The sequence below is a fragment of the Mesorhizobium sp. P2_B11 genome, assembly GCF_056404855.1.
Genome location: NZ_JBFUDF010000008.1, coordinates 28590 through 47673, shown reverse-complemented (window position 1 = coordinate 47673; position 19084 = coordinate 28590). Strand labels below are relative to the sequence as shown.

General features: G+C 61.6%; 21 protein-coding genes, 1 tRNA gene and 1 pseudogene. 8 read left to right on the top strand and 15 right to left on the bottom strand.

All coding sequences use genetic code 11. The annotated features are described in order from the left end of the window. Nucleotides 1-17: 17 nt before the first annotated feature. The 3 genes from AC1DYJ_RS25035 to AC1DYJ_RS25025 all read right to left on the bottom strand — a co-directional run bounded on the left by AC1DYJ_RS25035 (nt 18) and on the right by AC1DYJ_RS25025 (nt 2166). A complete protein-coding gene (locus tag AC1DYJ_RS25035) occupies nt 18-284 on the bottom strand; it encodes a hypothetical protein (protein WP_477285454.1) in 267 nt (88 codons plus the stop codon). A gap of 41 nt (nt 285-325) precedes the next feature. Beyond that, nucleotides 326-1474: a coiled-coil domain-containing protein gene (locus AC1DYJ_RS25030; protein WP_477285456.1), complete on the bottom strand. Its 1149-nt coding sequence runs from the start codon at nt 1472-1474 to the stop codon at nt 326-328. 155 nt (nt 1475-1629) lie between these two features. After that, on the bottom strand, nt 1630-2166 hold the full coding sequence (locus tag AC1DYJ_RS25025) for a DUF1134 domain-containing protein (protein WP_235984549.1): 537 nt from the start codon (nt 2164-2166) through the stop codon (nt 1630-1632). 392 nt (nt 2167-2558) lie between these two features. Between AC1DYJ_RS25025 and chpT the strand changes: the two genes are divergently transcribed. Continuing rightward, nucleotides 2559-3188, top strand: coding sequence for a histidine phosphotransferase ChpT (gene chpT / locus AC1DYJ_RS25020; protein ID WP_477285458.1), 630 nt, complete (start codon nt 2559-2561; stop codon nt 3186-3188). Between the two features lie 86 nt (nt 3189-3274). Here chpT and AC1DYJ_RS25015 read toward each other — a convergent pair whose 3' ends face one another. Further along, the gene (locus AC1DYJ_RS25015) at nt 3275-3523 is read right to left on the bottom strand and encodes a hypothetical protein (protein ID WP_477285560.1); all 249 of its coding nucleotides are present in this window, start codon (nt 3521-3523) and stop codon (nt 3275-3277) included. On the opposite strand from AC1DYJ_RS25015, the gene AC1DYJ_RS25010 reads away from it, so the two are divergent. Continuing rightward, nucleotides 3447-3815 (top strand): response regulator transcription factor, encoded by a 369-nt coding sequence (locus tag AC1DYJ_RS25010; protein ID WP_477285557.1) that lies wholly within the window; start codon nt 3447-3449, stop codon nt 3813-3815. The two genes, AC1DYJ_RS25015 and AC1DYJ_RS25010, sit on opposite strands and share 77 nt — an antisense overlap. A gap of 86 nt (nt 3816-3901) precedes the next feature. Here the strand turns inward: AC1DYJ_RS25010 and ctrA are convergent, their stop codons facing one another. Next, nucleotides 3902-4597 (bottom strand): response regulator transcription factor CtrA, encoded by a 696-nt coding sequence (gene ctrA, locus AC1DYJ_RS25005; RefSeq protein WP_006203583.1) that lies wholly within the window; start codon nt 4595-4597, stop codon nt 3902-3904. 450 nt (nt 4598-5047) lie between these two features. Between ctrA and AC1DYJ_RS25000 the strand changes: the two genes are divergently transcribed. Beyond that, complete coding sequence (locus AC1DYJ_RS25000; RefSeq protein WP_023669945.1) at nt 5048-5425, top strand: flagellar export protein FliJ; 378 nt, start codon at nt 5048-5050, stop codon at nt 5423-5425. Between the two features lie 103 nt (nt 5426-5528). Here AC1DYJ_RS25000 and AC1DYJ_RS24995 read toward each other — a convergent pair whose 3' ends face one another. Next, a complete protein-coding gene (locus AC1DYJ_RS24995) occupies nt 5529-5933 on the bottom strand; it encodes a winged helix-turn-helix transcriptional regulator (protein WP_477285460.1) in 405 nt (134 codons plus the stop codon). Between the two features lie 90 nt (nt 5934-6023). Between AC1DYJ_RS24995 and AC1DYJ_RS24990 the strand changes: the two genes are divergently transcribed. Then, nucleotides 6024-6953: an NADP-dependent oxidoreductase gene (locus AC1DYJ_RS24990; protein WP_477285462.1), complete on the top strand. Its 930-nt coding sequence runs from the start codon at nt 6024-6026 to the stop codon at nt 6951-6953. A 62-nt stretch (nt 6954-7015) separates the two neighbouring features. Here the strand turns inward: AC1DYJ_RS24990 and sciP are convergent, their stop codons facing one another. Next, the gene (gene sciP, locus AC1DYJ_RS24985; RefSeq protein ID WP_013529904.1) at nt 7016-7291 is read right to left on the bottom strand and encodes a CtrA inhibitor SciP; all 276 of its coding nucleotides are present in this window, start codon (nt 7289-7291) and stop codon (nt 7016-7018) included. Between the two features lie 257 nt (nt 7292-7548). On the opposite strand from sciP, the gene mnmA reads away from it, so the two are divergent. Then, the gene (gene mnmA / locus AC1DYJ_RS24980; RefSeq protein WP_477285464.1) at nt 7549-8739 is read left to right on the top strand and encodes a tRNA 2-thiouridine(34) synthase MnmA; all 1191 of its coding nucleotides are present in this window, start codon (nt 7549-7551) and stop codon (nt 8737-8739) included. 53 nt (nt 8740-8792) lie between these two features. On the opposite strand, the gene AC1DYJ_RS24975 is transcribed toward mnmA, so the two are convergent. Then, nucleotides 8793-9752: a Gfo/Idh/MocA family protein gene (locus tag AC1DYJ_RS24975; RefSeq protein ID WP_023683623.1), complete on the bottom strand. Its 960-nt coding sequence runs from the start codon at nt 9750-9752 to the stop codon at nt 8793-8795. Nucleotides 9753-9990: 238 nt separating this feature from the next. On the opposite strand from AC1DYJ_RS24975, the gene AC1DYJ_RS24970 reads away from it, so the two are divergent. Beyond that, nucleotides 9991-10067: transfer RNA gene (locus AC1DYJ_RS24970), tRNA-Met, on the top strand. Between the two features lie 221 nt (nt 10068-10288). Here the strand turns inward: AC1DYJ_RS24970 and AC1DYJ_RS24965 are convergent. Next, a complete protein-coding gene (locus AC1DYJ_RS24965) occupies nt 10289-10525 on the bottom strand; it encodes a hypothetical protein (RefSeq protein ID WP_477285466.1) in 237 nt (78 codons plus the stop codon). Nucleotides 10526-10844: 319 nt separating this feature from the next. On the opposite strand from AC1DYJ_RS24965, the gene AC1DYJ_RS24960 reads away from it, so the two are divergent. Then, on the top strand, nt 10845-12272 hold the full coding sequence (locus AC1DYJ_RS24960) for a cryptochrome/photolyase family protein (protein WP_477285468.1): 1428 nt from the start codon (nt 10845-10847) through the stop codon (nt 12270-12272). A 13-nt stretch (nt 12273-12285) separates the two neighbouring features. On the opposite strand, the gene AC1DYJ_RS24955 is transcribed toward AC1DYJ_RS24960, so the two are convergent. Together AC1DYJ_RS24955 and AC1DYJ_RS24950 are read right to left on the bottom strand one after the other, a co-directional pair. Beyond that, nucleotides 12286-12903, bottom strand: coding sequence for a ChrR family anti-sigma-E factor (locus AC1DYJ_RS24955; protein ID WP_477285469.1), 618 nt, complete (start codon nt 12901-12903; stop codon nt 12286-12288). Then, a complete protein-coding gene (locus tag AC1DYJ_RS24950) occupies nt 12900-13439 on the bottom strand; it encodes a sigma-70 family RNA polymerase sigma factor (protein ID WP_477285470.1) in 540 nt (179 codons plus the stop codon). The genes AC1DYJ_RS24955 and AC1DYJ_RS24950 overlap by 4 nt, the downstream gene beginning before the upstream one ends. 284 nt (nt 13440-13723) lie before the next feature. On the opposite strand from AC1DYJ_RS24950, the gene AC1DYJ_RS24945 reads away from it, so the two are divergent. Continuing rightward, complete coding sequence (locus AC1DYJ_RS24945; protein WP_477285471.1) at nt 13724-14263, top strand: sigma-70 family RNA polymerase sigma factor; 540 nt, start codon at nt 13724-13726, stop codon at nt 14261-14263. Nucleotides 14264-14451: 188 nt separating this feature from the next. On the opposite strand, the pseudogene AC1DYJ_RS24940 reads toward AC1DYJ_RS24945, so the two are convergent. The 4 genes and pseudogenes from AC1DYJ_RS24940 to AC1DYJ_RS24925 all read right to left on the bottom strand — a co-directional run bounded on the left by AC1DYJ_RS24940 (nt 14452) and on the right by AC1DYJ_RS24925 (nt 19058). Next, nucleotides 14452-15158: pseudogene (locus tag AC1DYJ_RS24940) on the bottom strand (ABC transporter ATP-binding protein). After that, nucleotides 15155-16873, bottom strand: a complete 1719-nt coding sequence (locus AC1DYJ_RS24935; protein ID WP_477285473.1) for a branched-chain amino acid ABC transporter ATP-binding protein/permease — start codon at nt 16871-16873, stop codon at nt 15155-15157. Before AC1DYJ_RS24935 ends, AC1DYJ_RS24940 begins: the two are co-directional and overlap by 4 nt. Next, nucleotides 16860-17729 (bottom strand): branched-chain amino acid ABC transporter permease, encoded by an 870-nt coding sequence (locus tag AC1DYJ_RS24930; RefSeq protein ID WP_477285475.1) that lies wholly within the window; start codon nt 17727-17729, stop codon nt 16860-16862. The genes AC1DYJ_RS24935 and AC1DYJ_RS24930 overlap by 14 nt, the downstream gene beginning before the upstream one ends. Before the next feature lie 144 nt (nt 17730-17873). Further along, on the bottom strand, nt 17874-19058 hold the full coding sequence (locus tag AC1DYJ_RS24925; protein WP_477285477.1) for an ABC transporter substrate-binding protein: 1185 nt from the start codon (nt 19056-19058) through the stop codon (nt 17874-17876). Between the last annotated feature and the right edge of the window lie 26 nt (nt 19059-19084).

Sequence of the window (19084 nt, the reverse complement as noted above, 5' to 3'; positions counted from 1 at the left end):
ATCCATCAAACAAAGACTTAAAGCGCGTCGCATGAATCCGTTTCAGCGCGACGCGCTTTAAGGACAACGCGCGTAGTGCCGGCCTCGGTCGGCGCGGCCTCGATCCTGAAAGTCTCCATGTCGTCGGCCAACGGTATCGGAGCGCCGGTCGCCTCGCGATCTCTTGCCGTCTTCTCGAACAGCGACGCCACAGTGTCCAACACTTCAAAAAGCACCGGATGAAAGTGCCAGAGCACAAGCGACGAGATGACAAGCACGCCATAGACGATCATGACGTTAGACATGGGAATGGCCTGTTAAGGGCGCAAGCCAGCTCCCTCGCCATTCAACTCGGCAAATCTGCCCTCTGCAGTGCTCGCACGCGATCGGCGAGGCTGACGGTTCCCGACCGCGCTTCCTGCGGCGCCGCCAATGCCTTGGCGATCGGCGAATCCGGCCCTTCGAGCTTGGCCGTGAGGCTGACGACCTCCGCCGCCAGCGTGTTCATCTGTTCGCGCAACGCATCGCCGGCATCATTGCCGTTAATGGGCTTCGCGGTTCCAGCGGCGCCAAGCTCCGTCTTCAACCGCTTGTTCTCCCGCGCCAGCGTCGTCAGCCTGGCTTCCAGCCGCTCCCGATCGCCTTCGAGCTTGGCGAGCGCCTTGTCGACGTCGTCGTTCCTCGCAGGGACATTGTCCTGAACACCAGCCAAACCAGCAGCCACGGCGCCTCCCCCAGCCTCGCCCTTTAACCGTTCGCGAAGCCGGGCCAGGTCCTTTTCACGGCGATCCAGCTTGTCCTCGCGATCGGCAAGCGTGGCGAGCAGGCGCTCGAGCTTCTTCTCGAGGTCGGCGGTTCTCTTCTTCTCGGCCTTCAGCGCGTCACGCGTGGCCTTGCCCTCGGCGACGACTTCCTGATGGCGCTTGTCGGCTTCCTTGCGCTGGCCGCGCAGCACCGAAATGTCGTTGGCAAACTTTTCCAGCTCGGATTCGCGCGCCACCAGTTCGATCTGTCGGTTGCTGGAGGAGAAGGAGGCGTCGTCATACATGTGCTCGAGCTTTTCCAGCTCAAGCGCGCGCTTTTCCATCATGCGCTCGGCTTGTACGAGCTTGTCCGTCAGCTGCTGTATCTGCTGCTCGCGATGCAGGAGCAGTTCGTTTTTTTCGCCGAGCTCCGAAAGCGCCTGCTTCTTGTCCTTGCGCTCGACCGCCAGGCCCTTCAGCGCCTCGCGCCCGCGACTGATTTCGACGAGTTGCTCATTTGTTTGCTCACGCAGCGTCTTGACGCTCATTTCAAGCCGGCGCGTCGTCATGGCGAATTCGGCCCGCACGCTGTCCTTGTCGGCCTGGATCTCCTCCAGCGTTCGGGGCACCGACGCCTCGACACGCTTGCGTGTCAACGCGACCGCCCGCCGCCAGATGGCCGGCGCGACCAGCAGCGCCAGAAAGCCGGCGCACAGAAAGCCGAGGGCGAAGAACAGGATCGACTGAACCAAGGTGACTACCCGTTACGGGCGGGCCGCTATCCGGCAACCGCCAACTCTGGACTTTGCCACGTTCGCATGACGCAAATCCAGCGCTGCGGCAAGAGTATGCCGCAGCTTGATCGGGTCAGAACCTGTTGATCGGGTCGAACTGTGGTCGGAATCGCTCAGAAAGGATTCCAGGTCGGCCGCTGCGTCAGCTTCAGATAGCCGAGATTGACGCCAAGCCGCGCGCCGACGCCGGTGCGGATCGGCACCAGCAGCACCCTGTTGTTCTGCAGCACGTTGAAGCCGACGCCGGCCACGACGTAGGCAGAACCGGCAACGCCGCCGAACCTGTTGTAGAGATTGCTGACGTCGTCGAGATTGTAGACGAGCATCATCACCCGCGATCCCTCGCCGCCGAAATCCCAGCCGAGCGACGGACCTTGCCAGAACACCTTATGGTCGCCGGCATTCTTGGTGTAGAGCGTGCCTTCGCCATAGGTCAGGCCGCCGATCACCGCGCCGGAACCCTCTTCGCCGAGCAGATAGCCATTGGGCAGGCCGTAGGAGGCAAAAATCTTCTCGACGACGGTGGCGAGACCGCCCGACGTCGCGCCGAAGAACTTGTGGCCGGAATCGACGATCTCCTGAGCGGTGTATTCCTGCGCCCGCGACGCAGAGGTTGAAAAGGCGAGAGCGCCCATGAGGGCAATCGCCATAAAGAAGACACGGACAAAGGTCCGGTCGTAGAATCGGGAAACCATGCTTCCAATCTCCGTCAGGGAGCACTTTCGCCGACGCCTCGCACCCCGCACGGCTCTTTAGGCGGCCGTTAAGGATGGCTGTTACGGGCAAACTATGCCGTAATCCTTTTTCAACCATTAACCTCCCACATGAACATGGCGGTTCGAAGGCTGTTCTGACCGTCTGCGCGGGCTCCCATCCTGTGCAAACTCGCCATTTTTGCTAACGAGAATTGTGGATTTGTTGCTGGACGCCCGGGCGCTGTGTATTCAGAAGCGCTGGGGAAAGGGCGTGATTCGGGTGGGTAAGGCGCGGCTGACGGTCGCGTGGCCACCAGGACGTGAATTTTTAGCAGGGATTTTCGCCGATGGCCGAGCTTTTCTCTCTCTCCGCACCCGATCTCGCGGCGCTGTTGTGCAGCCGTGTCTGCCACGACATCATTTCACCGGTTGGCGCCATCAACAACGGCCTTGAACTCCTCGACGAGGGCGGCGCCGACGAAGACGCCATGAAGCTGATTCGCCAGAGCGCCAGAAACGCATCGGCCCGCCTGCAATTCGCCCGCATCGCCTTCGGCGCCGCCGGTTCGGCCGGCATGATGATCGACACAGGCGACGCCGAGTCGGTCGCCATCGCTTTCCTGAAGAACGAGAAGCCGGACCTGGTCTGGAACGGGGTTCGCGCCCTGCTGCCGAAAAACAAGGTCAAGCTGCTGCTTAATTTGCTGCTCGTCGCCAACGCCGCCATCCCGCGCGGCGGCAAGCTTGTGGTCACGCTGGAAAGCCTCGACACCGAGCCGCGCTTTGCGCTTGCCGCCAGTGGCCCGATGCTGCGCGTGCCGCCGAAATTCCTCGAACTTCATTCCGGCAACAAGCCCGAGGAGCCGATCGACGCCCATTCGGTCCAGCCCTATTACACGCTGCTCTTGGCGCGTGAGGCCAACATGACGATCTCCATCCACGCGACCGCCGAAGAGATCGTGCTGTCCGCGGCCTGACGATCCCGGTCGTTTGCCGGCTCGGCCGACAGCCAAGAACAAATCAAGTATTTTTCGCCACTGATATTTGCGGGCTTGGCCGAAATTCAGAACAGCCAAGTTTCGTCGCCTGTGGCGTGTCCGCGGGCACCGCGCGCAAACGACATTTTTGCAAAAACTTTACCTAACCGCTTTTCGGCTTCTTTACCAGATTGGCCTAAGGTGCATTCCGATACCCCGGATGCCGCCGGTTCGCCCCAAGGCAAAGAGGACCCGGAAATGAAGCGCTGCATGTTTGTCGACGATTCAAGTGTGATCAGGAAGGTCGCAAAACGGATTCTTGGCGGCTCCGACATGATTGTGATCGAAGCGGCCACCGGACTTGACGCGGTCGAGATGTGCGCTGCCGAGATGCCCGATGTCATCGTCGTCGACGGCGCCCTGCCCGACATGCAGGCGGTCGATGTCATCCGCCAGGTCCGCGCCATGGAAAGCGCGATCAAGCCGCAGATTCTGATTTCGCTGGTCGAGGTCGATGTCGCCTCGATCATGAAGGCAAAGCGCGCCGGCGCCCAGGGCTATCTCTTGAAGCCGTTCAACCGGCCGCAGCTGCTCGAACGCTTTCGCACCCTAAAGATCGCCGCCTGATTCGGCTCGGGTTCGGCCAAAAGGGACAACAAAAAACCCGGCCTAAGCCGGGTTTTTTGCATTGAATTCAATCAGATGGTGTTCGCTCAGGCGCTGACGCGGATGTCTTCCGGCTCGCGCAGCACATAGCCGCGGCCCCAGACGGTTTCGATGTAGTTCTGGCCACCGGACGCAGCGTCGAGCTTCTTGCGTAGCTTGCAGATAAAGACGTCGATGATCTTCAATTCCGGTTCGTCCATACCGCCATAGAGGTGGTTGAGGAACATTTCCTTGGTCAGCGTGGTGCCCTTGCGCAGCGAGAGCAGCTCCAGCATCTGGTATTCCTTGCCGGTCAGATGCACGCGCTGGCCACCGACTTCGACGGTCTTGGCATCGAGATTGACCACCAGATCGCCGGTGGTGATGACCGACTGGGCATGGCCCTTGGAGCGGCGCACTATGGCGTGGATGCGGGCGACCAGTTCGTCCTTGTGGAACGGCTTGGTCATATAGTCGTCGGCGCCGAAGCCGAGGCCGCGCACCTTGTCCTCGATGCCGGCCATGCCGGACAGGATCAGGATCGGCGTCTTCACCTTGGAGAGGCGAAGTGTCCGCAGGACCTCGTAGCCTGACATGTCGGGAAGGTTGAGATCGAGAAGAATGATATCGTAATCGTAAAGTTTACCGAGATCGACACCCTCTTCGCCGAGGTCGGTCGTATAAACATTAAAACTTTCGGATTTGAGCATCAGCTCGATGCTCTGAGCGGTTGCACTGTCGTCTTCTATCAGCAGAACGCGCATTTCATTCCCCTTTTCTGCCGCCGGACCATGTCACGACCCATCCGGGACCGGAGCAGTGATTGCCTGAACAGAAGGCTGCCATCGAATGGTTAACAAAACCTAATTCCGCACCCAGGACGGTACCAGATTTTTTAACCGCTTTCTACACCCTCTTGAATCTAATGATGAATCACAGAACCAAATCGCTAATGCAACACATTAATAAGTCGGACTAAGTGACTCAAGGGACTCGCTGGCCGGCTTCCGTATCGGGAGCCGGAATTTTTACCCGGCCTTAAGTCCTCGCCCTTATGATTAACAATGCCCGTAAACGAATGGTTACCGCCGGCAAAAAACTTTAGGAATTTGTTTCCCATAGTTCGGGGAATGCCGGTGGATACGGGCGGCGCCAGGCCCTGGCGAGCGGATTGGACGATATGTGCAGGTGTGCGTTTCCGGGAGTACCGAATCATGAAGTCACGTGAGAACCTCGTTCGACTGAAGCAATTTCAGGTGAATGAGAAGCGGCGGCAGCTGCTGCAGCTCGACATGATGATCGCCGAGTTCGAGCGCATGGCCGTTGAACTGGAGCTTCAGATCACCGCCGAGGAGAAGAAGGCCGGCATCACCGACATCAATCATTTTGCCTATCCTACCTTCGCCAAGGCGGCGCGTCTGCGCCGCGACAACCTCAGAAATTCGCAGAGCGACCTCGCCCAGCAGCGAAGCGCTGCCGAATCATTACTCGGCGAAGCTGAAGCGGAGCTTTCCAAGGCCGAGATGCTGGAATCGCGCGACACCAAGATCCGCGATGCGGAACTCGGCGGCCGCAGCGCCATGATCGGCTGAAGACAGGGTTTGATCCAGCCGGCGTCGACTGACGCCGCGCTTCGCGTGGAGACGCGCCCAAAGGCCCGGGCGCTGCTGATCTGGCCACAAGGCGACCGCAGCCTCACACCTGTGCCTGCGACTCCCCATCCAGGTTCGCCGCTGCCCTTGCCCGTGCCTCCTTGATGTCGGGCACATGCTCTTCCGACCAGGACCGTATCTGGGTGAGCAGCCCCGCCAGGTTCTGGCCAAGTTCGGTCAGTTCATATTCGACCCGCGGCGGGATCACCGGAAAGATTTCGCGCCGCACCAGACCGTCGCGCTCGAGAATGCGCAGCGTCTGCGTCAGCATTTTGGGCGTAATGCCTTCCAGCCTGCGCGCCAGCTCGCCATTGCGCATCCGGCCGCGGCGCAATGCGCAAACCACCAGATAGACCCATTTGCTGGCCAGCATTTCGAGAACGGCGTGCGAAGGGCACGTCCGCTGGAAGGCATCATAGCCGAAGCCGCAATCATTATCACTATCCATGAGGTGCCTATATATCGAAAAGGTACATACTAGACAATGGGATATTACTATCCAAATGATAGTGGCACAGAAACCCAGCAGGAGCTTGCCATGCGTGCCGTTGTCCAGAATTCCGTCGGCGGACCCGACGTCCTCGTCATCGCCGATCGTCCCGCCCCCTCGCCCAAATCAGGCGAAGTGCTCGTCCGCGTGCACGCAGCCGGCATCAATCCGGTCGATGGCGCGGTGCGCGCCGGCTATTACCCATTGCTGGGCGAACCGCCCTTCACCCTTGGCTGGGATATTTCAGGAACGGTCGAGGCGGTTGGCCCAGGCGTCAACGGCAGCCTCAAGGTCGGTGACGCCGTGTTCGGCATGCCGCGTTTCCCCAGAGAGGCCGCGGCCTATGCGGAACTCGCTGTCACCCCTGCCGATGAAATCGCACCGAAGCCGCAAGGCATCGACCACAACCACGCCGGCGCGCTGCCGCTGGCCGGCCTGACCGCCTGGCAAGGCCTTGTCCGCCATGGCGGCCTGAAGCCTGGCCAGCGCGTGCTGATCCATGCCGCGGCCGGCGGCGTCGGGCATCTGGCGGTGCAGATCGCCAAGGCGCGCGGCGCCTATGCCATCGCCACCGCCAGCCCGGGAAAACTCGATTTCGTCCGCTCGCTTGGCGCCGACGAGGTCATCGACTACACCAAGGGCGATTTTACCGGCGAGGTCGGCGACCTCGATCTGGTGCTGGACCCGATGGGCGGCGACCATGCCGAGCGATCGCTGACAGTCCTGAAGGACGGTGGCGTCCTGGTGTCGCTGCTCAACGTCCACGACACCACCCGGGCCAAGGCTGCGGCGCGAAGCATCCGCGTCGAGCGCATGTCCGTGGTGCCTGACCGCGAAGGCCTCGTTGAGCTTGGCAAACTGGTCGATGCGGGAAAGCTCACCGTCCATGTGGCAAAGGCTTTTCCGCTCGAACAGGCGGGCGCTGCGCACGCCTTTCTCGCCACCAGGCCGATCGGCAAGGTGGTGCTGACGGTCTGAAACAGGCCTAAAAAAGGCAAAAGGGCGCGGTTACCGCGCCCTTTTCTGTTGAGATCCTGGCTCTAGTGCCGGTATTGCTGGATGCGCGTCGTGCGCAGCCCGGCAAGGCCGTATTCGTCGATCGACGCTTGCCAGGACAGGAATTCCTCGGTGGTCAGCTTGTAGCGCTGGCATGCCTCGTCGAGGCTCAAAAGCCCGCCGCGAACCGCAGCAACCACTTCCGCCTTACGCCGGATAACCCAGCGACGTGTATTCGTCGGCGGCAGATCGGCAATCGTAAGAGGGCTGCCGTCAGGCCCGATAACATATTTGACTCGCGGTCTAACAAGATCGGTCATCGTACTCTCTACAAAAAACTCAAAGACCCAATCCCCACCACATTACCGCCACAGCTTTAAAAATTGCCTAAGCGAACCCTAATGACTAGGTAAGGATCATGAACGCCGCGTTAGTCTTTTCGCCGGCATTTGAGTGAACGGCAGGGAGACGCGCAATTTTCCCGTGAAATCGGCGCCGCCGCAAAGCTGGCGCCGTTGATGTGGTTGACCTATATTCGCGCCACTGCCATTGAAGCGCCGCGCAGAACGAAAGAACCATGAACAGCCTCGACCTTCCCGCCAGCCCGCAAAACACCCGCGTCGTCGTCGCCATGTCGGGCGGCGTCGATTCGTCCGTCGTCGCAGGCCTGTTGAAGCGCGAGGGCTATGATGTCGTCGGCGTCACGCTGCAACTCTACGACCATGGCGCGGCAACGCACCGCGCGGGCTCGTGCTGCGCCGGCCAGGACATTGACGACGCCCGCCGCGTTTCCGAGACATTGGGCATCCCGCACTACGTGCTCGACTATGAAGAGCGCTTCCGCAAGGCGGTGATCGATCCGTTCGCCGAGAGCTATGTCGCCGGCGAGACGCCGATCCCTTGCGTGTCCTGCAATCAGACGGTGAAGTTCGCCGACCTTTTGGCCACCGCCAAGGACCTTGGCGCCGACGCGCTCGCCACTGGCCACTATATCCGCTCCGGCGCCAATGGCGCCCACCGTGCGCTGTTCCGGCCGGTCGATGCCGACCGCGACCAGAGCTATTTCCTGTTTGCCACCACCCAGGCGCAGATCGACTATCTGCGCTTTCCACTCGGCGGCCTGTCGAAGCCCGCGGTGCGGGCTATCGCCGAAGAGATGGGGCTGACCGTCGCCGCCAAGCAGGACAGCCAGGACATCTGCTTCGTGCCGCAGGGCAAGTATTCCGATATCATCGCCAAGCTGAAGCCGGCTGCCGCCAATCCGGGCGACATCGTCCATATCGACGGCCGCGTGCTTGGCCGCCATGACGGCATATTGCGCTACACGATCGGTCAGCGCCGCGGCATCGGCATCGCCTCGGGCGAGCCGCTCTACGTCGTCCATCTCGACGCCGACCGGGCCCGCGTCATTGTCGGCCCGCGCGAGGCGCTGGAGACGCACAAGATTTACCTGCGCAACATGAACTGGCTGGGCGACCGCTCGCTGTCGGACATCCCGGCGGCCGGCATGGAGCTGTTCGCCAAGGTCCGCTCGACGCGGCCGCCGCGCCCCGCCGTGCTGCATCACCGCGCCGGCGCGACATGGGTGGAGCTGGTCGACGGCGAGTCCGGCATCGCGCCCGGACAGGGTTGCGTGCTCTATTCCGACGACGGCAACGAGGCCCGCGTCTTCGGCGGCGGCTTCATCGAGCGCTCCGAGCGCGGCGCCGAGGCCGAAGCCATGCTGACGCGGCTCGCAGCCCGTCCGGCACAGGTTCCCGCAGAGTAAGCCACCAGCCTCTCAGAGATCGTTGGCCGTTGGAGTAGAATTTCCAGACGGTCTCAGGACTTTGTGTGCGTCACCGTGCCCGCGGTCAGGATGCGTAGCACCCTGATGGCTTCCTCGCCGCTGGTGCGCGGTTCGGCCCGCGTCTCGATGCACTGGATGAAGTGCTCCAGCTCGCGCGTCAGCGGCATGCCCTGGCCGACCGCGACATAGGACGGCTCGTTGGTGGTGAAGGCCCACTGGCCGCTGTCCTGCCACACTGCGTGGCGATAGACGGCAAGCTTGCGCTCCCACGGCTCGACATCGTCGAACACCGCCATCGCCTTGGTGCCGACGACGGTCAGCCGTCGCTCGCGGTAAGGGTTGAGCCGCGAGGTGAAGAGATGGCTGCGCAATCCATTGGGAAAGCGCATGTGCAGATGCGCAAAGTCGCTGAGATTGTCGAGCAGTGCCGCTCCTTCGCCCCTGACCTCGATCGGCTCGGTGCCGGTGATGGCCAGGATCATCGACAGATCGTGCGGCGCAAGATCCCACAGCGCGTCGTTTTCGGTGTGGAATTTGCCGAGGCCGAGCCGGTGCGAATGAATGTAGCGGACTTCGCCGAGCTCGCCATTGTCGATCAGCGCCTTCAGCGTCTCGAAGGCGGGATGAAAGCGCAGGACATGGCCGACCATGAACACGCGGCCATTGTCCTTTGCCGCCTGCACCGCGCGTTCGGCGTCGGGCACCGTCAGCGCAATCGGCTTTTCCACCAGCACGTCCTTGCCGGCTTCAGCGGCTCGGACGGCGAGATCGGCATGGAATTGCGGCGGCAGCGCCATGACGATGGCGTCGATATCGTCGCGCACGAACAGCTGGTCGGGCTCGATCGCCAGGCAGTCCTGCTCGCTGGCAAAACCTTCGGCCCGCGCCCGATTGGCATCGGAAACCGCATGCAGCGCGCCGAGCGCCTTGAGGGTGCGGATGTGGTTGCTGCCCCAGTATCCGCAACCGAGGACTGCAATGCGCGGCTTCATCAGCTTCAAACTCTAGATTTCTTGGCCGAGACATAGCGACGTGCCTCGCCGAACTCAACCCCGGCGGCTCACCTCAGATGTCTGCCCGCCAAAGCTTTTCGCCGGCGACAATATGCCGGCGTTGCTGACGCATCGATGCTTGACAGGCTCGCCCTCCCAACCTTATATCCGCGCGACCTTGGCAAACGCCTCGAAATGCCTTTCGATTTAAGGCGGATTTCGGGCCTTTCGCCGCCCTGGCGGGGTAGCTCAGTTGGTTAGAGCACGGGAATCATAATCCTGGGGTCGGGGGTTCAAGTCCCTCTCCCGCTACCAGTCCTCAGAAACTAACAATTCTCTGTCGCGGACACCGCGTCGCTGCTTAGTGCGAAACGGGTCTGCGTTCGAAACGACGAGAATAGCCGGAAGAGGACCGGCGGCTACTGGGGTGGGCGACGTCAAGGGCGGACATATGGTGATCCGACGCCAGATGCACGCGTATGTTGTGCCTTGGCACCTGGCTGCACCGTTGCGGCAGAGCTTGGCGCCAAGAAACCCTAGCCGGCGACCTTCCAGTCTCTCTGCCAGCGCGCGCGCATCGCGATCTTCAACATATCCTCATCAGCCATGCCGGTCTGGAAAAGCCTTATGAGCTCACCGGCAATTTCGTGCGCCTCTGAGGTTTCCGGAAGCACATGAAACTCAGCGCACAGCCAGTCAAAGACAGCTTTGAGTGCATCGAGGTCGTTCGGATAAAATGCTTCGCTGTAAGGGCGCACAGGTCGGTTTTGCATCAGACGCCTCCAAAACGGGGAGAGTGCGATGGTCGCTCTCAAGCAGCGAAGCCCCAGGAGTGGTCGCCGACCTGGCCGTTGTGGCAGGGTCCCTGAACGCCGTCATTAAACTATGATGTACCGCCCAGCAGATTCGTTTGTGAAGATTTGACGCTGCATCGATCGCTGAATTAAAGGACGCTGATAGCCGCTCCTACAGGTGGCAATCCAATTGACAATGTTTGCAGTGATCCGATCCGGCCTTTCGCGCGTAGTTGTCTGGTAGGCGTGAGGAGAACAGGCGACCACCGCCACTCCGCCCAAAAAGAGACTGAGGCGAATGACCACCGGCCCTGCCCCAATCGTCGTTCTGTTTCGCAACGACCTCCGCATTTCCGACAATCGCGCGCTTTCATCCGCAGTCGACGCTGGCAGACCCGTTGTGCCGGTGTTCATTCTTGACGAAGAGCAGGGCTGGCGTCCGCCGGGAGCAGCCCGCCGCTGGTGGCTTCATCATTCGCTTTTGGGTCTGGCAAACGCGCTGGAAAAGCTCGGATCGAGGTTGGTGCTGCGGCAAGCTCCGACAGCTGAAATTATCGCGCAAACAGTCAGGTCCACCGGCGCTGACGCCGTGTTCTGGAACCGGCGCTATTCTCCGTCAGACATCGCCGCTGACACGCTTTTGAAGTCGACGCTACGCGCAGACGGATTGAAGGCGGAAAGCTTTGATGGCTTTCTTCTGCATGAGCCGTCGCAGCTTTCAACGCGGTCCGGCGACTTCTATAAAGTGTTCACGCCGTTCTATAATCGGCTAGCGGAGGTCGAACCGAGAGATCCGATTGATGCGCCGTCACACATAACGACGTGGAATGGAACCCTGCACTCAGAGAAGCTTGAAGATCTCAAGCTTTTGCCCGGCAAGCCGGACTGGTCTCCGGGCCTTGCGGAACGCTGGCACCCTGGCGAAGCGGGCGCAACTGAAAGGCTCAATCTCTTTCTCAAGGATCGTCTCGACAGTTACGCTGAGGACCGCGATGTGCCAGGTGTGGAAGGCACTTCTGGCCTGTCACCTCATCTTGCGCATGGTGAGATTTCGCCATTTCAGATCACGGCTGCTTTGCGGCGCCGGCGCGGTAAAGGTGTTGAGACCTTCCGCAAGGAACTAGGCTGGCGCGAGTTTTCCTACCATCTGCTTTTCCATCGCCCAAAACTGGACTCCGAAAACTTCCGCCAGGAATTCGATTCGTTCGAATGGCGGAGCACGCCATCGGCCCTAAGGGCCTGGCAATCTGGCCGAACCGGCTATCCAATCGTGGATGCGGGAATGCGGGAGCTCTGGCGGACAGGATGGATGCACAATCGCGTGCGCATGATTGCCGCGTCTTTTCTCGTCAAAGACCTTCTTGTCGACTGGCGCGATGGTGAGGGCTGGTTTTGGGATACTCTGGTCGATGCGGATCCCGCCAACAATCCGGCCAGTTGGCAGTGGGTGGCTGGATCAGGTGCCGACGCAGCGCCATATTTCCGTATTTTCAATCCGATCCTCCAAGGCGAAAAGTTCGATCCGGAGGGCACCTATGTAAGGCGTTATGTGCCGGAATTGGCCCGCCTGCCGAACCGATATGTCCACAGGCCGTTTGAAGCCCCTGCATCTGTGCTCGCGGAATGCGGTATTACCCTCGGAGAAAACTACCCTTCGCCGTTGGTCGATCATTCGGTGGCCAGAGAGCGAGCCCTGGAGATTTATAGACGGACACGAGGGAGTTAGAGCTTAAACCAGATCACAGCCGCAAAAGCGGCTGTATCAGCCGCCCCCACCCGCTCTGAAACTTGATTTCTCCCTGTAAGGCGACGATGCAGACGCACGCGGCGCCCTCGCATATGGTTGGCTTATGTTCGAGCGTCTCATCGGCCTCGTCGAAGTCGCCTGGGCCATAGCGGCCGAACTGATGCTCGAACGCCCCCTCCAGCACGCATGTCCACTCATATCCGGTGTGTTTATGATGCGGCAGCTGAATTCCGGGTTCCGCTTTCAGCATGAACACCTTGATATTCGAGACCACGGGTACCGATATCGAACGTTGCCGTACACCCGGCCAGACCCATCGCCATTTTCCAAGCTGATAGCGATCGAGCGGTTCTTCCGGGCTCGTGTCAGGCGCCGGCAAATCTGTGTCGATAACCTTCAAAACATTTTGCAGAGCATCAGGCTTCATTCGTGCTGGCGATGTCCGCTCGAGAAGCGCACCCCCTACCGCCTCATACCGACGTGCCTTGTTCTTGCAGGCAGTACAAAACGACATGTGCATTGAAACGACGACGCTGCGCCCTTCGTCAAGCGTGCCGGAAGCAAAGGCTGCGAGCGTCTCGTCGGTCGGGTGATGGGTAATCGAGTTCATATCAAATCACCAAGTCCGTCTTTCAGTCGCTGCAGGGCGAGCCTGATGCGCGATTTGACTGTACCCAACGGTAGCCCAAGCAGATCCGCGATCTGCGAATGCGGCAGACCGTCGAAAAAGGACATCCGGATAACGCGTAACTGCTCTACCGGCAGAGACACCATTTTCGATCTAACCAACGCCTCGCGCTCTGCCGCGAGCAATTGGCGCTCTGGCTCATCCAGGTCCACGCCTTCGTCTTCGGTCCATGGTGCCGCGCGACCGTCGCGACGCACTGCGTCAACGCTCACGTTGCGAGCAATCGCATACACCCACGCCGAGGCGGAAGCGCGCGACGGATCATATTGTGCGGCCTTTCGCCAAAGCTTGACCAGGGTTTCTTGCGCCAGATCGTCGGCGCGATCAGGGCTCGCGCCACGCCTTATCATCATGGCCTTCACGCGCGGCGCGTAGTGTCCGAACAACTCCACAAACGCATCCCGATCCTGTGTCGTCCCGACACGATTGATCAGCCGGGCTGGGTCGAATTCTTCCATCGCTCACTAGTAAATGCGCAAGCTTGCTCCGGCTAGCCAGGGCGAGCCGCTCTTTTCTGATGCCTTACTACGCACCAGACAATGGTTTGGATCACTCATGTGCGGTCCGCCCGTTTGGGACCGCAACATTTAATCCGTCGGAGTGATCCACTTCGAACCGGCGAACGTATCCCCCACAACCCGCGTAACCCGACTAGCGCTCCGAGAGCATGCCGAAGGCGGACCTACGAGGTGGGCCAAATCGATCAGGCATCACCAGCAGTCAGTTTTTGAGGTCAAATCCGATGACGCGCGATGGCATAACAGCACTCATACTGCGAACAAGCAAACAAGATCGGGCCGCTTTCGACCTCCTCTACCGGCATACCAGCGCGAAACTGTTCGGAGTATGCCTCCACATTCTTGGCGACCGAGCTGACGCGGAGGAAGCGCTGCAAGAGGTGTTTTTGAAGGTTTGGGCAAAGGCCGACCGCTTCGCAGTATCGGAGCTGAGCCCTATTTCATGGCTGGTTGCGATTGCACGCAACCAGGCGATAGATCGCATCCGGTCGCGACGTCCTCCATGTCTGGAGATCGATCATGCGCGAGATGTTACCGATCCCTCTCCGTGGCCGGAGGCACAGCTCCTTGCACGCGATAACGTCAGGCTGCTCCATCAATGCATCGACCATCTAAGCAAAGAAAAAGCCGAAGCCGTCCGAAGTGCATATTTCGATGGCGAATCTTATGAGGTGCTCGCCCAGCGTTACAACGTACCGCTCAACACGATGCGAACATGGCTACGTCGCAGTCTGATAAAACTCAGGCAGGCAGTTGAGGCGTGAAACTCCCGTGACCGCTGAGGTGTAAAAGGCCTGAGGCGACAAAATTAAGGTCGTGCCAACGGCGCGTGCTCGCTGTTTCCAGTGTCTGGAAAGCGAGTTTCGTGCGTTTCCAGGTGGCGAGCTAGCCGCCCGGTTGGTGTGTCCGTGCGGCGTCGGGAATGCTTTACGCCTTCCGAGAGAACCAGCCGTCAAGCCACCTCCGCGGCTCCGCCGAGATAGAGCCGGTGCAGTTCGTCCGGCGACTGGCTGAGCTTCGCGCAGTCGCCGTCATAGACAACGCGGCCGCGCCGCATGACATAGGCGCGGTTGCCGATCGACAGAGCGAGCGCGGCGAACTGTTCGACCAACAGCACGGCCAAGCCATCATCGGCGAGCTTGCGCACCGCGCTCATCAGTCGCGTGACGATGACCGGGGCGAGGCCTGCCGACATCTCGTCGATGAGCAGCACCTTCGGCCGGGTGAGAAGCGCGCGCGCAATGACCAGCATCTGCTGCTCGCCACCAGATAGCAGACTTGCTTTCACCGCGCGGCGCTGCACCAGTTCGGGAAACAGCGAATAGGCTTCCCCGATGTCGGCGTTCGGATGCAGGCTGACGCGCAAATTCTCTTCCGTGGTGAGCTGACGAAAGACCGTGCGTCCTTGCTCGACGTGGGCAAGGCCCTCGCGCGAGCGGACGCCAGGGCGCGCCTTTTGAGTTCGCGGCCATCGATGGCGATGGTGCCGCCGGCAACCGGGATGATGCCCGACAGGCCTTCGAGCAACGTCGTCTTGCCGGCGCCATTGGCGCCGAGCACGACGCTGATCGCGCCGCTCTCGGCGACGAGATCGACCGAGCTGACGACCGGCAAGTCGGCGCGGTCGATCGACAGGTTGGAAACGACGAGCCTGCTCATGCCGCCACGCTCTCTTCCTCGATGCCGAGATAAGCCTTCTTCACCGCGCGTTCGCCAAGCACCTTGGCCGGTGGGCCGGAAGCGATGACCTGGCCGAAATCGAGCACGGTGACTTCCGAACAGACCGCCCGGACCAGATCCATGTCGTGCTCGACCAGAAGCACCGCCGAGCCGAACAGCTTTGGGATCTCGGCGATGCGCTTGCCGAGCCGCAGCGTCTCTTCATGCGACTGGCCGGCGGCCGGTTCGTCGAGCAGCACCACGGCGGGGCGCGCCGCAACGACGCCGGCGACATCGAGCAGGCGTCTGGTGCCGGCATCAACCGAGGCCACCAGCGTGTCAGGATGCGGGCAGTCGAGCCAGTCGAGCACCGCCTTGGTTTCGCCGGCCGACAGTCCCTTCGCCGCCAGCGCCAGATAGCCACCGACGGTCAGTTCCGGCGCGATGCGGGTGGTCTGCCAGCTGCGGCGAACGCCGGCACGGGCGCGCTTGCTTGCCGACATGCCTTCGAGCGACTGGCCGCTCAAGCTGATGCGGCCTTCATAGCTCGACAGGAAGCCGGCGACCGCGTCGATGAAGGTCGACTTGCCGGCGCCGTTCGGTCCGATAAGTCCCGCAACCGTGCCGGCGGCAACGGTCAGGCTGACATTGTTCAGCGCGACCACGCTGCCATAGCGGACCGTCAGCCCATCGATGGCAAGTGCCGCCCCCGCCGGGCGCTGGATCAGCGATGGCAGATTCTGCGCGTCCGCCGCAGTGCCTTTCAGCGCCCGAACTGGCAACAATTTGCGGACCTGGCGCCGAAAAGTCTCGCTCATCGTCTCGCCGGATGCCAGCGCCTGGGTGGCGCCGACGGCGAATAGCACATTGCCGATGTCCTGCGGCCAATCCAGACGGCGCAGAAGTTCCGGGAACATGACGACGAGCAGGCCGCCGATGATCGCGCCTTCGGCGAAATGCGCGCCGGCCATCACCGACACCGCATAGAGCGAGAGCGATTGCATCATGCTGAAATTTTCTGAAACCAGCGTGCCGAGATAGCCGGCCAGCAGCCCGCCCGAAATGCCGGCGACGAAGGCGCTGATGGCGAAGGCCGAGAGTTTTGCGGTGGCGATGCTGACGCCATGCGCCGCGGCCGCGCGTTCCGAATGCCGGACCGCCAGCCACGAGGCGCCGAGCCGCGAACGGCTGACGACTTCAAGCGCCACGGCGATTGCCACGTAAAACAAAAGTACGAAGACGAAATAGCCTTCGTCGCTGTCGAACATCTCCGGCCGCGGCACCTGCAGGAAATCGGTCTGGCCGGGATAGGTCATGGTGGCCAGGATGGTGTCGAAGGCGGTGGCGAAGGACAGCGTGACGATGGCGAGGTTGATGCCGCGCAGGCGCAGCGCCGGCAGGCCGATGGCAATGCCGAACGGTACCGCCGCCAGTCCACCGATCACGGTCCACACGGCCAGGCCGCCGGGCGCCTCGGCGAGGTTGAGATAGCCGACCGTCCAGGCGCCGACACCGGCGAATGACATCTGGCAAAGCGCGATCATGCCGGTGCGACCGGCGACGAGGCCGAGGCTTTGCAGCGCAACGCCAGTGATCAACACCGAAGTTGCGAGGAACACCCAATAGGGCGGCAGCAGGCCGGCATAGGCAGCGGAGCCGGCGACAAGTGCGACGACAACAATGGCGAGCGAGGCTCGCAGACTAGCGCGCTTCATCCCAGCGGGCCTCCCGCTGCGACCAGAGAAGAACGGCAAGCACCACCAGGAACGGAATGGCGCTGCGGTACTGGCTGATGGAATCGACCGAGCTCGCCAACCCTTCGACGACACCAAGTGCAATGCCGCCGGCGAGCGTCCACCAGAAGCTGCGAAAGACGCCGACCAGTGCCGCCGCCAGCGCCGGCACCACCAGCAGGCTGAGCGTCATGAAATTCGGCGAGCGCTGCGGCGCGATGATCATCAGCGCGAAAGTGGTGAAAGCGCCGGTCATGCCCCAGACGAGCAGCGACAATAGCTGCACGCGCACGCCAAGCAGCTCCGCTGCCATCGGCCGGTCTGCCAGCGCACGCAAATTGAGGCCGACCTTGGTCCTGTTGAGGAAAAGGTCCGAGAGGACCGTGAACAACACAGCCAGCCCGATGGTGAGAACCGAGGCGATGGTCACCTCGACGCCGGCGAGGCGAAAAGCGGAGCCGGGGAAGAGGTCTGGCATGTTGTGCGGATGCTGGCCGCCGGTGAGGCGCAGCCCGATGGCGATCAGGCCGACAAGCAACGCGACCGTGACCGCCGCCTTGGTCGAGGCGCTGGCCTCGCCGAACCACCGCGTCATGATGAAGCCGATCGCGGCGCCGGTCAGCGTGCCCGCCGCAATGCCAGCCAGCACCGATGGCCAGATCGGAAAGCCGGCCTCGAACAGCGCGATCAGCACGAAGGTGCCGGCGGTGCCGATAGCGGCACCGGTAAAGTTCACCACGGCGACGAGCCGGTACGTGAAGACGGCGCAGACACCGAGCAGCGCATAGGTGCCCCCGGCTGTCAGTCCCGCCACGGCGGATGTGAGCAATGCGTTCATCGTTTTCCCGATTCTGGAAAGCGGGCCAGCGTCGGCCCGACATATCGTCGAGATCGGCGCCGCCCCTCATTGTCCTGCATTTCTCTCCGCAAAGGGGGAGAAAGAAGCTGGACGCAAGAAGCAGCGCCGACGCCCGGGAGGACCTCACTTGGCCTGAGGCAGCACGACCCAGTCCGGCGTCTCGACCTTCCAGGCGCCGCTCTCGAGTTTCATCACCTTGGTCGCCTGCATCGGCGAATGCGTCTTGTCCTTGCCGAAGACGTAGGCGCTGCCGGCGAGCGGATTGGTGAGCGGCTGCATGTCGTGCAGCGCCTGGCCAACGCTTTCGCGCGTCACCTCGCCATCGATGGAGGCGACCACTTTGAGGAACAGTTCGGCGGCGAGATAGCCGCCTTGCGAGAAGGCGGTGAGCGGACGGCCGGCCTTTTGCATGTCGGCGGCCCATTGCGCGTTCGCAGCCGAACCTTTCTCGGTGAAAGGCTCCCATTCGGTGCCGACATAGATCGGCTGCTTGGTGTCGGCGAGTGCCGAGGCGACCTGCTCGGTATAACCCGGCGCCAGGAACAGCCAGTTGATGCCCGATATCTTCTGCGCATCGACCGTCTTGATCAGCTGCACCACCTGCGGCTCGACCTGGTTGGTCAGCACAGCATCGCAGCCGGCGTCACGCGCCTTGATGACATAGGGCGTGAGATCGCCCTGGAAGGGCAGCGTAAGGTCAAGCAAATGAACCTTCTGGCCGCTGATCGTCTCCCAGTTCTCGATCGCCTTCTTGTAGGCTTCCTGGGTGCCGCCGATGATGATGAAGAAGGCGCAGAGTTTCTTCGCCTTCAGCTCGTTGGTGGCGTAATAGGCCATCGCCGTCGACAGCGTGTACGGACCGACATTGACCGGTGCGACATTGGGCGAGGAGAAGCAGGCGGCGTCGACGCCAAGTCCCTGGACCGAAAGGATTTTCTTGCGGCTGTAGGTGGCGGAATTGACCGCGCAGTCGAGCAGGCTGGCCGAGCCGACCAGCGCCACCGCTTCCTTGTTGTCGATGAGGTCGCGCGCAGCCTGTGCCGCGACCGCCGGATCGGCCTTGTCGTCGGCGATGGTGTAGTCGATCTTGCAGCCATTGATGCCGCCTGCGGCGTTGACCGCGTCGAAAGCGGCCTGCGTTGCCTTCGGCACCTCGCTGAAATCAGCCGGCCCGGTGACGGTCGATACGGCCCCGACCTTGATCGAACCATCCTTGCAGGTCGGGCCTGCGGCGAAAGCCGCGCCAGCGATGGTGGAAAGGCCGATGCCGGCCAGTGCCGCGGTGAGCAGTCTCGATTTCCAATGCATGTTTGTCTCTCCCATTTTTGTCATGC

Excerpts from the sequence above, each read along its gene's own strand:
- AC1DYJ_RS25035 (WP_477285454.1), bottom strand. The coding sequence starts at position 284 with ATGTCTAACGTCATGATCGTCTATGGCGTGCTTGTCATCTCGTCGCTT.
- AC1DYJ_RS25025 (WP_235984549.1), bottom strand. The coding sequence starts at position 2,166 with ATGGCGATTGCCCTCATGGGCGCTCTCGCCTTTTCAACCTCTGCGTCG.
- chpT (WP_477285458.1), top strand. The coding sequence starts at position 2,559 with ATGGCCGAGCTTTTCTCTCTCTCCGCACCCGATCTCGCGGCGCTGTTG.
- AC1DYJ_RS25010 (WP_477285557.1), top strand. The coding sequence starts at position 3,447 with ATGAAGCGCTGCATGTTTGTCGACGATTCAAGTGTGATCAGGAAGGTC.
- AC1DYJ_RS25015 (WP_477285560.1), bottom strand. The coding sequence starts at position 3,523 with ATGTCGGAGCCGCCAAGAATCCGTTTTGCGACCTTCCTGATCACACTT.
- ctrA (WP_006203583.1), bottom strand. The coding sequence starts at position 4,597 with ATGCGCGTTCTGCTGATAGAAGACGACAGTGCAACCGCTCAGAGCATC.
- AC1DYJ_RS25000 (WP_023669945.1), top strand. The coding sequence starts at position 5,048 with ATGAAGTCACGTGAGAACCTCGTTCGACTGAAGCAATTTCAGGTGAAT.
- AC1DYJ_RS24995 (WP_477285460.1), bottom strand. The coding sequence starts at position 5,933 with ATGGATAGTGATAATGATTGCGGCTTCGGCTATGATGCCTTCCAGCGG.
- AC1DYJ_RS24990 (WP_477285462.1), top strand. The coding sequence starts at position 6,024 with ATGCGTGCCGTTGTCCAGAATTCCGTCGGCGGACCCGACGTCCTCGTC.
- sciP (WP_013529904.1), bottom strand. The coding sequence starts at position 7,291 with ATGACCGATCTTGTTAGACCGCGAGTCAAATATGTTATCGGGCCTGAC.
- mnmA (WP_477285464.1), top strand. The coding sequence starts at position 7,549 with ATGAACAGCCTCGACCTTCCCGCCAGCCCGCAAAACACCCGCGTCGTC.
- AC1DYJ_RS24975 (WP_023683623.1), bottom strand. The coding sequence starts at position 9,752 with ATGAAGCCGCGCATTGCAGTCCTCGGTTGCGGATACTGGGGCAGCAAC.
- AC1DYJ_RS24965 (WP_477285466.1), bottom strand. The coding sequence starts at position 10,525 with ATGCAAAACCGACCTGTGCGCCCTTACAGCGAAGCATTTTATCCGAAC.
- AC1DYJ_RS24960 (WP_477285468.1), top strand. The coding sequence starts at position 10,845 with ATGACCACCGGCCCTGCCCCAATCGTCGTTCTGTTTCGCAACGACCTC.
- AC1DYJ_RS24955 (WP_477285469.1), bottom strand. The coding sequence starts at position 12,903 with ATGAACTCGATTACCCATCACCCGACCGACGAGACGCTCGCAGCCTTT.
- AC1DYJ_RS24950 (WP_477285470.1), bottom strand. The coding sequence starts at position 13,439 with ATGGAAGAATTCGACCCAGCCCGGCTGATCAATCGTGTCGGGACGACA.
- AC1DYJ_RS24945 (WP_477285471.1), top strand. The coding sequence starts at position 13,724 with ATGACGCGCGATGGCATAACAGCACTCATACTGCGAACAAGCAAACAA.
- AC1DYJ_RS24935 (WP_477285473.1), bottom strand. The coding sequence starts at position 16,873 with ATGAAGCGCGCTAGTCTGCGAGCCTCGCTCGCCATTGTTGTCGTCGCA.
- AC1DYJ_RS24930 (WP_477285475.1), bottom strand. The coding sequence starts at position 17,729 with ATGAACGCATTGCTCACATCCGCCGTGGCGGGACTGACAGCCGGGGGC.
- AC1DYJ_RS24925 (WP_477285477.1), bottom strand. The coding sequence starts at position 19,058 with ATGCATTGGAAATCGAGACTGCTCACCGCGGCACTGGCCGGCATCGGC.